Annotated in this window: 10 protein-coding genes; 1 reads left to right on the top strand and 9 read right to left on the bottom strand. The window is 34.8% G+C overall.

The window, feature by feature from the left end; translation table 11 throughout:
• Positions 1-10 precede the first annotated feature (10 nt).
• The gene (gene abc-f / locus BHE19_RS21070; RefSeq protein ID WP_070908733.1) at positions 11-1,924 is read right to left on the bottom strand and encodes a ribosomal protection-like ABC-F family protein; all 1,914 of its coding nucleotides are present in this window, start codon (positions 1,922-1,924) and stop codon (positions 11-13) included.
• Between the two features lie 242 nt (positions 1,925-2,166).
• Positions 2,167-3,165: a TerC/Alx family metal homeostasis membrane protein gene (locus BHE19_RS21065; RefSeq protein WP_070908732.1), complete on the bottom strand. Its 999-nt coding sequence runs from the start codon at positions 3,163-3,165 to the stop codon at positions 2,167-2,169.
• Positions 3,166-3,486: 321 nt separating this feature from the next.
• On the opposite strand from BHE19_RS21065, the gene BHE19_RS21060 reads away from it, so the two are divergent.
• Positions 3,487-3,870: a DUF983 domain-containing protein gene (locus tag BHE19_RS21060; RefSeq protein WP_070908731.1), complete on the top strand. Its 384-nt coding sequence runs from the start codon at positions 3,487-3,489 to the stop codon at positions 3,868-3,870.
• A gap of 2 nt (positions 3,871-3,872) precedes the next feature.
• On the opposite strand, the gene BHE19_RS21055 is transcribed toward BHE19_RS21060, so the two are convergent.
• The 7 genes from BHE19_RS21055 to BHE19_RS21025 form a co-directional block, all read right to left on the bottom strand.
• A complete protein-coding gene (locus BHE19_RS21055) occupies positions 3,873-4,922 on the bottom strand; it encodes an NAD(P)/FAD-dependent oxidoreductase (RefSeq protein WP_070908730.1) in 1,050 nt (349 codons plus the stop codon).
• 72 nt (positions 4,923-4,994) lie between these two features.
• Entirely contained in the window at positions 4,995-5,987 is a 993-nt protein-coding gene (gene porN / locus BHE19_RS21050; RefSeq protein WP_070908729.1) for a type IX secretion system ring subunit PorN/GldN, read from the bottom strand.
• Positions 5,988-6,206: 219 nt separating this feature from the next.
• Positions 6,207-7,196 (bottom strand): type IX secretion system ring subunit PorN/GldN, encoded by a 990-nt coding sequence (gene porN / locus BHE19_RS21045; protein ID WP_017496989.1) that lies wholly within the window; start codon positions 7,194-7,196, stop codon positions 6,207-6,209.
• A 43-nt stretch (positions 7,197-7,239) separates the two neighbouring features.
• Positions 7,240-8,781: a type IX secretion system motor protein PorM/GldM gene (gene porM, locus BHE19_RS21040; RefSeq protein WP_017496990.1), complete on the bottom strand. Its 1,542-nt coding sequence runs from the start codon at positions 8,779-8,781 to the stop codon at positions 7,240-7,242.
• A 51-nt stretch (positions 8,782-8,832) separates the two neighbouring features.
• Positions 8,833-9,480, bottom strand: coding sequence for a type IX secretion system motor protein PorL/GldL (gene porL, locus BHE19_RS21035; protein ID WP_070908728.1), 648 nt, complete (start codon positions 9,478-9,480; stop codon positions 8,833-8,835).
• Positions 9,481-9,557: 77 nt separating this feature from the next.
• Positions 9,558-10,961 (bottom strand): T9SS ring complex lipoprotein PorK/GldK, encoded by a 1,404-nt coding sequence (porK, locus tag BHE19_RS21030; protein WP_026110043.1) that lies wholly within the window; start codon positions 10,959-10,961, stop codon positions 9,558-9,560.
• 263 nt (positions 10,962-11,224) lie between these two features.
• A complete protein-coding gene (locus BHE19_RS21025; protein WP_070908727.1) occupies positions 11,225-12,376 on the bottom strand; it encodes a formimidoylglutamase in 1,152 nt (383 codons plus the stop codon).
• Positions 12,377-12,378 lie beyond the last annotated feature (2 nt).

The raw sequence follows: 12,378 nt of genomic DNA, 5'->3' as shown, positions 1-12,378 counted from the left end.
TGAAAACTAATTAAGCATTAAAATTATCAATCTCTTCCTGAACGATTTCCCAGTCCAGCAACAATTGATCTAAATCTTCTTTCTTTTTGTTGTATGCAGTAAAAAACGAAGCATCTTCAATATGTTTGTCATAATTAGAAGCCAGCATTTTATCATCGTGCTGAATGTCTTTTTCTAATTGTTTGATTTGACTCTCTACCTTACTCAATCGGTTTTGAAGCGCTTTTCCTTTTTTCTGATCTTCGTATGACGTTTTCTTAGATTCTTTTGGAGCGGCTTCTTTTACGACATCTTTTTTCTCTACCTCACGCATGTTTTCAAGATTACGCTGCTCTAAGAAGTAGTTAATATCTCCTAAATATTCTCTGATCTTTTGGTCTTTGAATTCATAAACAATGTTCGACATTCCCTGAAGGAAATCTCTATCGTGAGAAACCAACAATAAAGTGCCGCCAAATTTTTGAAGGGCTGCTTTTAAAACGTTCTTAGATTTAATATCCAGGTGATTTGTAGGCTCATCCATCAGTAAAACATTGATAGGCTGCAACAACAATTTACAAAGTGCCAAACGGTTGCGTTCACCTCCTGAAAGTACCTTTACTTTTTTCTCCACATCGTCTCCGCGGAATAAAAAGGATCCCAGCATATCACGAACTTTCATACGGTTTGTGTCTGTAGCAGCATCTTCCATAGTTTGAAGCAACGTAATTTCTCCATCAAGATATTCAGCCTGATTTTGAGCAAAATATCCTAACTGAACATTGTGTCCTAATTTGATGTTCCCCTGGTACTCAAATTCGTTTACAAGAGCTTTAATGAAAGTCGATTTTCCTTGTCCGTTTTGTCCCACAAAGGCAATTTTACTTCCTCTTTCTACCAATAAACTAATATCTTTCAGAATCGTTTTGTCTCCGTAAGCTTTGGTAACATTTTCAGCTTCGATTACTACTTTTCCAGGTTCTTTTGAAACCGGAAACGAAATATTCATAACAGAATTATCGTCTTCATCTACTTCGATTCTTTCTACTTTATCTAACTTTTTAATTAACGATTGCGCCATCGAAGCTTTAGAAGCTTTTGCACGGAACTTTTCGATTAATTTTTCTGTCTCTTCTATTTTCTTTGCCTGATTCTTTTGAGTTGCCAATTGTTTTTCACGAATCTCGTGACGCAATTCTAAATACTGAGAATACGGCTTATTAAAATCGTATGCTTTTCCTAAAGAAATTTCGATGGTACGGTTGGTCACATTATCCAAAAACATTTTATCGTGCGATACGATTACTACAACTCCGGGATAGTTACGAAGGAAACTCTCTAACCAAATGATACTCTCAATATCCAGGTGATTCGTTGGCTCATCCAGAAGTAATACATCATTAGATTGCAATAACAGTTTTGCCAATTCGATACGCATTCTCCAACCTCCTGAAAATGTTTCAGTTTGGTTATTGAAAACTTCTCTTTTGAAACCTAACCCTAAAAGAATTTTCTCTGTATCTCCTACATAGTTGTAACCTCCCAGAAGGTCAAAACGATGGGTATAATCAGACAAATCTTCAATGATCTGGCCGTATTCCTCACTTTCATAATCGGTTCTGGTCACCAATTGATGATTAATTTCTTCTAGTTTTTTCTCAACAATTTTAATTTCAGTAAAAGCTTCATAAGCTTCCTCCAACACCGTTCTTCCACGTTCAAAATCAATATCCTGACGCAAAAACCCCATTCGGATATCTTTCTCCTGGGAAATAACCCCTGAATCAGGAGCAAAATCTCTTGCTAACATTTTAAGCATTGTAGATTTACCCGCTCCGTTTTTACCAACAAGACCTACGCGGTCGCCGGCACCTAAACGAAAAGTAACTTCTTCAAATAAATATGTTCCTCCAAAAGAAACCGAAAGATTGTGTATATTAAGCATAATTTGTAACTATTATAACAAGGAGTAAAGGCTTTAAGTGCCTTATTTACTTTACTTTTTGAAAGTGCAAAAGTATGACAATTAATTTAAGTTTCGACTGTCGTTTTAAAAACAAATCGTACTGGGCTTTTTCACGCTAAAAACTCTTCTTTAGCCTTTAACCCCTTTTGTTTGAACAATAAAAAAACGGATAGAAGTCTAAAAAGACTTTTATCCGTTTAATAAAACATTTATTGTGTTCCTTATGCCTCTTTTGGCTCCGGTAACATTACTGATGCAATTACCGAAATTGCCAGAATCCCTCCAATTACAAGCAATGAATACAGAGATTCAATATGATAAAACGGAGAAATAATCATTTTTACTCCGATAAACGAAAGAATTATAGCCAAACCATATTGCAATTTACTGAACAAGTGAATGAAGTTATCCAATAAGAAGAATAACGCTCTAAGTCCCAAAATAGCAAAAATGTTAGAGGTATAAAGAATAAAAGGATCACTAGAAATGGCAAAAATTGCCGGTATAGAATCGACTGCGAACAATAAATCGGTAAACTCAATTACAGCTACTACAACTAAAAGTGGGGTTGCCAGTTTTTTTCCGTTTTCGAATGTAAAGAATTTATCACCGTCGTATTTATCGCTAACGCTGAAAAACTTTCTGATTAATCTTGCTCCTTTGGTGTTGTTGTAATCTTCTTCATCGTCCTCATCACCAGCAGACCATGATTTGATTCCTGCGTAAACCAGAAACAATCCGAAAGCTGTCATGATTAAATTAATATCGTATTTGAAACCTTCTACTCCAACCAGGCTTAAAAGCTTGTTTAAATAAGTCAGTTCGATAAGAAATGCTCCTGAGAAAATAAAAATAGCTCTCAAAACCAATGCTCCGATAATTCCCCAAAACAATACTTTATGTTTGTTGTGATTGGCTACGTCAAAAAACTTGAATACTAATATAAATACAAAAAGATTGTCAACTGAAAGTGCTTTTTCAATCCAATACGCCGATTGAAATTCATAAAATTTTGCCGATCCGGCGAAGTAATAAACCAAACCACTAAAAATCATCGCTAAACTAATCCATACTAATGACCAGGTTACTGCTTCTTTATTACTTACGACATGGCTTTTTTTGTTGAAAATTCCCAAATCCAACAATAGCATGATCACTACTGCAATGGCAAAGACGATTATTAATCCCGGATGTTCTGAAAAAATAGGGTGCTGATTCATTTTTGAATATTACTATGTTAGTTTTTTTTTACAGACTCATTTCAGCATAACAACTCTTCCTGCTTCTTTTGCGGAAAATATATTCTTGCTCTGAAGTCCATTTTCATTTCGCGCAATATTACAACTAACCAACTAAAAGAACAAGGAGAAAACATAAGAACTCCTGATATTCTTTCAACACAGAATACAAAGTAAAATAGTATCTTTGTGCTACTCTTCTCCGTAAGATAAATTTTAAATATTTTTATCAGAATCAAAATATTTCACTCTAAAAATGAAAATTGATTCTCTACAATGTCAACAATTAATTGAATTGCAACCATGTTAAAGAAAGGATCTAAAATAAACAGTATACTAACAGGAAGCTGCCCAAGATGTCACAAAGAAAGTATGTATTCAGACCGAAATCCGCTTCATTTGACAAAGGTGCTAAAAATGAACGAAAATTGTAGTCACTGTGGATTAAAATACCAGATAGAACCATCGTTTTTTTATGGTGCTATGTATGTTAGTTATGGTCTAAATGTTGCAGTCGGAATTGCGGCTTTTATCGTTTCGTTTGTATTTTTCAAAACCTCAGTCGAGGAATCTTTTCTGATCATTGTTGCAACGTTGATTCTATTATTCCCATTTGTCTTAAGACTTTCGAGAAATCTGTACATTAACATGTTTGTTTCTTATGATCCAGAAGCGGGATCGAAATAAAACTATTTTCTTTTCTTATAGAAACGATGAATATCAATTGTTGGATCTAAAGTTTTTTGGTCTTCGATATACTCATATAAATCTTTGGCCATAGCCGGACCCAGCATTACACCGCGCGTCCCTAATCCGTTTAAAAGATGTAGTGAATTGTATTGATTGTGTGTACCAATAATTGGCCTACGATCACGTACCGTTGGTCTCACCCCGCCAAAATGTGAAACAACTTCAAAACGACAATTGATTATTTCCTCTATACGATCGATTAACTCTGTTCTTCCTTCTTCCGTTGGCGTATCTGTTTTGTCTTTCCAATTGTAGGTTGCTCCCACTTTAAACAAATCGTTTCCTAAAGGCAAAATAAAGACGCTGGTATTCACAATTACATCCAGATCCAAATCAGGTGCTTTGATAACAAAAAGCTCCCCTTTAGTCCCATCTAATGATAAATCCTGAAAAAACGGATTGGCATGTAATCCGAAACCTTCTGCAAAAATAATATGCTTAGCCTGATATTCTTTATACTGAACAAAATCTTCATCAATAATCAGTTTAGCATAATCAAACGACTCCTGAAGCAATAATTTGTTTTGAAGTAAATACTCGTGGTATTTATCCAACAATAAAGCCGTATCAACATAACCGGTATGTAAAACCTCACCATAATCAAACGGAGAATCGATACCATTGTATTTTTTAAAGATTAATTTGGTAGAAAGAAATGGTGCCAGAAGTGGTTTATCCGAAGCGGAAAACCAATTGTTTTGTTCTTCTATAGAGAAAAATTTTCTTAAAATAGGAAGCTTAAAATTCACCTTCGTTTTCAGCTTACCTTCGATGGTCTCATAGAATTCATCCATTAAGGACAACTGTTCTTCTGCTTTCCAAACCTCACTAAAGCGTTTTAAAATCACCGGATTGTACAATCCTCCCGCAACTCTTGATGAATTTTGCGATTCATCATTTATAACTACTATAGATTTATTGTTTTTAAGTGCAATTTCAGCAAATGAAATTCCAGCCAATCCAGATCCGACAATTATATAATCCAACATGTGTAAAAAGGTAAAATAAAAAACTCTTACCACAAATGTAGTAAGAGTTTTTGGTATAATGTTACTAATTTCTTAGTAGCTCCACATATCCTGTTCGAAGTTGCGAATCTTCTCTTTTACTCTTTCAGATTCCAACAGCTGTTTTTGTGCATTATCTTTCATGTAGTCCTTAATTTCACGATCGCCATATACATTTTCTTCTTTATAGATAATCGAATTAAAACGTCTCGAATTTAAAATCTGATCGAATGAAATTGGGTATGCTGAATTACTATCGTTAAATGCTTTTGCTTCGTTCAGTACCTCTCTTGCATTAGGAAAGAATACCCAAAACAGTTCAATATAATCTTTCTCATCACTATTCATGGTATAAACATCGGGTGTTACAGGGCAAATTCCGAGTAAACGGTATTTCAATTCACTCTGACGTTTGTCAAAATACCAGTATCCTTTCAATTTATACTGAGTAACATCTGCTGCCGTTAAGTCTTGTTTTAAAATGTACTCAGCAGGTACCGTTCTGGTCGGGCCAACTGTTTCGTCAACATAAGTAACTACTTTTTTCTTACCCGTACCTGTAACTACTTTTTTCTTCACCACCCGTGTTTTGTAGTCGTCTGGGTATTGATTGATTAACTCCCTCCCGGCATCAGTCGTATCGATTCGTGATAATCCGCCCTGAATATCTTTAAGTGATTTTTTAGTATTAAAGTAGCTGTCGGCATACACTTCCGTGATTCTTCCTGCTTTTATTCCTCTGATCAAAACATCATAAAGAGAGCGTCTATCCGAACCAATATTGGCAGTATCCACCGGAAAATACAATGGAAAATTGATTTTTTCATTCAAATCGATAATCTCCCAAGTCGTTTTTCCCATTAAAATATCCCTGTCGTCAACATAACCGTAAGCCAATGGCTTATCATTGTCAGCACGTAACTGAGCAGGATTCTTTATCCCGATCTGATTTGCCGTTTTTGCATTCAGCAAATTTGATTGTGCCATAATAGAACTAAAACTTCCAATAACTCCAACAATAACGATTAAAAACTTTCTTACTTTCATAATGAGACAATTAAAATCTATTGAACGTAAACACATGGCGTTTATTGTGTTTTTTCTCACACAACATAAAGAAACACCACAATAACAACTACTCTAACCCGAATCAACACTAAAAAGCTTAACAAATCCACCATTCAAACTGATTCTCAGGATAATGAGCAAAAAAAAACTCTTACTACAAATGTAGTAAGAGTTTTTGATATATTGTTATTCAGATACTTAGTAGTTCCACATATCTTGTTCGAAGTTACGAATCTTCTCTTTTACTCTTTCAGATTCTAACAATTGATTTTGTGCGTTGTCTTTCATGTAATCTTTAATCTCACGATCTCCGTACAAGTTTTCTTCTTTATAAACAACCGCATTAAAACGTCTTGAATTTAAAATCTGATCGAATGAAATTGGAAGTGCAGAGTTATTATCGTTGAATGCTTTTGCTTCGTGCAGCGCCTCTCTGGCGTTAGGGAAGAAAACCCAAAACAACTCAATATAATCTTTTTCGTCACTATTCATTGTGTAAACATCCGGAGTTACTGGACAAATTCCAAGCAAACGATATTTCAATTCGCTTTGACGTTTGTCAAAATACCAGTATCCTTTAATTTTATATTGCGTAACATCTGCAGCAGTTAAATCTTGTTTCAGGATATACTCAGCTGGCACCGTTCTTGTTGGACCAACAGTTTCATCCACATAAGAAACTACTTTTTTCTTACCAGTACCAGTCACAACTTTTTTCTTCACAACACGTGTTTTGTAGTCGTCCGGATATTGGTTGATTAATTCTCTACCTGCATCTGTTGTATCAATACGTGATAATGCACCCTGAATATCTTTCAAAGATTTTTTAGTATTGAAATAACTGTCGCTGTATACTTCAGTTATTTTGCCGCTTTTAACAGCTTTCGTCAAAACATCATAAAGTGAACGTCTGTCAGAACCAATATTAGCCGTATCAACCGGAAAGTACATTGGAAAATTGATTTTTTCATTTAAATCAATGATCTCCCAAGTAGTTTTTCCCATTAAGATATCTCTATCATCTACATAACCATAAGCTAAAGGCTTATCGTTATCAGAAATAAGTTGCGCAGGAGTCTTAAGACCTATCTGAGCCGGTGTTTTTGCATTAAGCAAATTCGATTGCGCATAGGAAGAAAATCCTCCAGCGATAGAAACAATAGCTATTAAAAAATTTCTTACTTTCATCATGATATCATTATAAGATATTGAAGTAGTTTTACCTACTATATTATTGTATTTCGTAAATTACCGGAGCAGTTCTTGGCAATAAATAACTACCAGCTCCAACAAGTTTAGTTTTAATTTCAGAAATAGTAACTTGGTCTCCTTTACCAGCTCTTGCAAGAACTGATTTACATTGTGCATTTAATCTGTTACCATTAACAACCACTGTAGGTTGTCCTGCGATTTTTAAATTAAATCCAACAACATCTAAACCAACTTCGAAATCGAAATCAAGTAATTTAGCACCAATTGTAGCAATTTCTAAGTTAGATTTAGGTCCTTTAACAACACCCATTTCTCCTCTAATTGTACCAGTTGGTCCAGGAATACCTTTAATTCTGAACGTTTTCTTATCTGTAACTTTATCTCCGTTTGGCAATGTACCAGTAACAGAAATAGTAGCTTCAGTACCTGAACCAGGGTTCATGTTATATTTTCCAGGTTTTCCAGCAGATACTAATCCCGGAGCACTTGCAACAATTTTGTTTGCATCAACACCAGCGAACGATACAGAGATTGGATTCACAACACCTCTATATACTACGTTCATTTTATCAGCAGAAATTGTAGCAGAGTTTGGTCTTGGTACTACAACATATTTTCCGGCAAATTTAAGTGGAATGTTTTTACCGTCTTCTAAGAATGTAAATTGTCCATTAATATTTTGCTCTCCAACACCTCCTGCAGTTAAGGAAATAACCGCTTGTCCGTTAACAATTTGTCCAGGACCTTGGAATGAAGTTGGTTTTGTGTTTTCGTCATAACGACCTAAAACTACCTTACCAGTAACTTTCTCTCCTTGGAAGTAAGCGTTTTTGTCTAAAACAACAATCGCTTGATAATTGCTGTAAGAAGCAGCAGCAACAGCCGCTTTTCCTAAAGCACGGTTGTAAACGTCAGCTTCAAGTTTTTGAACATCATTTTGCCAAGCTGAAAGTTTTGCAGCTGAAGCAATTGCAGGAAATCCTTTGAAGTGATATGCTAAGTATTTTTCTTTTATACCTTCTTTGTTTTTTACATCAGAAACATTAAATTTTTTCTCTACCTCTGCAATAATATCAGCATATTTTTTATCTGTACCTAAAGCAGCTTTAATATCTGATTTGTATTTCTCGATTTTAGCGATAATTTCATTTCCTTTTTTAGTGTAACCGTCTCCTGTAAACCAGTCGTCAATGTTATCACCTCTGTCCATAGACTCGTAAGGCATTTTTCCAGTTTCTTTATCTACTTCAAATCCTTTTACAGCCTGAGTTTTCAGACCTCCAATAAAACTATAAAAATCTTTTGTAATTGCTTCAACTTTATGAGCAGTTCCCGCAGCGATAGCGAATTCTCCTTTTGCTTCAGCAGCTTTCTGATCTAAAGCTGTCAATAAACCAGCATTTGTAGTAACTGAAGAAGTATTTGCATCTTCAAATTTTTCATTCATCAAACCAAAAGCAGATATAACTTCTTTTGATACGTTCATTGCTAACATTGCGATGAAAACCAGATACATCAGGTTAATCATCTTCTGTCTAGGGGTTAATTTTCCTCCTGCCATTTTTTCTAATTAGTTCTTATTAATAAATTTAATATAATAGTCAAAAACTAATTATCCTTTGTTACTCATTGCAGAAAGCATACCACCGTAAACACTGTTTAATGAAGCAATGTTTGCAGTCATAGATTGCATTTGTTCTTTTAATTTAGAAGCATTTTCAGCAATTTCGCTGTTTGCTTGTGCATTTCTTGAAGCACTTTCTAATTGAACTTTGTATAAACTGTTTAATGATTCCATTTGTGCAGCAGCCATAGACATTTCTTCAGCATATTTCTTTTGTCCTGCAATTGAATCAACTGTTGGAGAAATAGCTTTAGCAGCTCCTTCGAAGTTTTTGATGCTGTTTCCTAAGCTAGCCATTAACTCTCCGTCAATTTTAGCATCTTTTAACATTGCATCTAATTTTTGAGACAATAATCCTTGGGCGTCAGATGGTGCCTCAACTTTGTCAGCTTTTTTTCTAGCCTGACCATTCGCTAATTCAGGGTAAACAAGAGTCCAGTCTAATTCGTCTTCAACTGGTTCGAAAGCAGAAAGAGCAAAGATTAACGCCTCAGTTACCAATCCAATCGATAACATAACAGTCCCTGTTAATGGTCCAATCTCAAAGTGAGTAATTTTGAATAATGCTCCAATAATTACTACTGCCGCTCCCATACCATAAGCGAAATTCATTGCTTTTTTACTTAATAATGCCATAATACTTTTTTTTAGGTTTTAATTTAAAATAGATTTGTTGATTTGGTTTACTTATTTGATTTTAATTAATTAAATGATTACTTTTTCTTCTTACCGCCTCCAGTTGATTGAGTTCCCATGTAATCTTGCACAGTTCTGAAACCAATATAACTTCTCGCAGAATCAGCATATTCGTGATCACGTGTACTTACCTGTAGGAAATAAGCAACGTCTTTCCAAGAACCTCCACGAACTACTTTTCTTTGATTGTTTCCATCAATTACGTTAGGGTTCATTGTAGAAACATACTCGTATGCATTTGGATTATAAGCTGAATCGGTCCACTCAGAAACGTTTCCTGCCATGTTGTATAAACCATAACCGTTAACTTCATAAGATTTAGCTTCAACAGTGTATAATGCTTCGTCAGCAGCATAATCTCCTCTGCTTGGTTTGAAGTTTGCTAAGAAACAACCTCTGTCGCTTTTCGTATAAGGACCTCCCCAAGGGTAAGTAGCTGATTCCAGACCTCCTCTTGCAGCATACTCCCACTCTGCCTCTGTTGGCAATCTGAAAGCATTTACTAAGTCACGTCCTTTTTTCTTAGATTTGATATACCCGTTTTTATTCAAAGTTCTCCATGCACAGAATGCTTTTGCCTGTTTCCAGGTTACACCCACTACAGGATAATCTCCATAAGCTTTATGCCAGAAATAATCGTTATGCATTGGCTCATTGTAAGAATAAGCAAAATCTTTAATCCAAACTGTTGTATCAGGATAAACACTTACTTGTTCCGTTTTAACGAAGTCTTTTCTTTTTCCAACTTTAGCTTTCGCTGCAGCCTGAATATCCATCCAGGAATAACGGAATTTCAATTTGTTTACATCAATTGTTCTTAAACCATTGTAAGACTCTTCAATTGGTAAATACATAGAATCCATTACCTCAGTATAATACTCATCCGGGTAAGCTTTTGTATCTTTAATTAACTTTACTTTTTTGTTTAATTTTCTACCTGCATAAGGATCATCTTTTGTTCCTACACTGTAGTAGTTATCATACATATATTTATCATATGCAGTCATTTTTTCCGGATCTGAATCATTAAATGCAAAATCAGCGATACTTCCGCCTTTTTTACCTTTAGAATCACCTGCAGGTTTTTGACCTGTTTCATCAGCTAAAATAGCCAAACGAACTCTCATTGTAGAGTCTTTTACCCACTCTACAAATTGACGGTACTCACTATTGGTAATCTCTGTTTCATCCATATAAAATGAACGAACTGTCACCGTTCTAGTAGGAGCATCCTCCACATTAGCTAAATCAGCATCTGATTTACCCATAATAAAAGATCCACCAGGAACTAATGTCATTCCATAAGGCTTCTCAGGATGCCATTTACCTCCTGTAACACCTACCAACTCACCTTTGTCACCTGACTTACCACAGCCAATTACCAGTGTTAACATTGTTGCAAATGCAATAAACTTCTTCATATAAATTTGGGATTATCTATTCATTATTATAAGTCCGTAAACGTATTTATTATTTATCTAAAAAACAATACTAGTTGCGAAATTTATTTTATCGGTCAAAAATAATGTTAAATAAAATAAAAAAAAAATATTTCATCGATAAACTAACACAAAAAATCGACGTAAGACGTTATTTATCAGTTACTGTGCGACTTGTCTTACTAATACTATTTAACACTATTTCAAAAATCCAGAAAAAATAAAATTTCTGCCAAAATTTCATTTTACAAAGCATTTTTTCGTTGCGCTTTCCACCATCTTTCAGGCAATTCCTGATTACAAGCACTCAAATACTCGTCGTAAGAACACGGTAATAACGTATTTCTCTTTAATTTATTGTGACCGTTTGATTCAAACGGAATTTCAATCCACCAACGGTCTGTTTTATCACTTTTATAAAAGATCAATTCTTCGTCTTCAAGAGGAACAATATATTTCAAGTACGTTGCTCTACTACCAAATGGATATTCCTTCGATCTGTAATGATAACCTTCGATAAAATACCATACGATTTGCGCAATGATACCAGCTTCGGGTGCTGTGCTATTGTGATTAAAAATTCCAAAACTGGAAACTTTATCACTTATTCCGGCATACCTTGCCAGCGAACATATTTCTTTTCCATTGAAACCGTTTGGCTCAAACGAAACCATATTTCCGGAAGCTGAAGATTTTACCGAGTTCAAATCGATACTAACCAAATCAGCATCTCTAAAAACCGGTTCTGCCAATGCAATCTTATTGGAAATTTCCCCTAAACGATAGGCATCAAAAAACAATTTTTCAATCAGATCAATTTCTTCTTGTGAATTGTAATAAGTCTGATAACCAATGTTGCAGTAATTAAAAAGATTATTAGGCTCGTAGATAATAATTTTAGTCAAATAAGAATTAGCCGAAACCGTTTCATTCTCTTTACCAAAATCAAACTTATTATCCACAGCAACCATATTCACCATTTGCTCTAAATCGTCATAGGCACGATATAAAGCATAGGTTAAATCCTGTGAACCCCCAAGAACTATAGGAATTACTTTGTTCTTAATTAAAGTAGATGCCACTCGCTTTAAAGCAAAATAAGTATCTTCTACAGAATTTCCTGCGAGAATATCTCCCAAATCAGCAATCGAAGCATCCCAGTTTCCCGGAAACATACCGTAAAGTTTTTTACGAACGGCATTCAGATTAACAATGTTAATTGAATCTTCATTACGACGATCTTCTAAAACACCAATAATCGCAATATTGATTTTACTGATATCCGGAAACTGATCCTCAGTATGCAAAACTATCTTACTTCCCAACTCCTGCGAAGACAACGAACTAATAAATTTTAAAATCCCGTCGTTAAGTGGCTCTAAAAAATCAAACTCCATTT

The organism is Flavobacterium tructae, from assembly GCF_001853485.1.
GTDB lineage: Bacteria > Bacteroidota > Bacteroidia > Flavobacteriales > Flavobacteriaceae > Flavobacterium > Flavobacterium tructae.
Note: the sequence above shows the minus strand (reverse complement) of the source record. Positions and strands in the feature narration are given on the sequence as shown.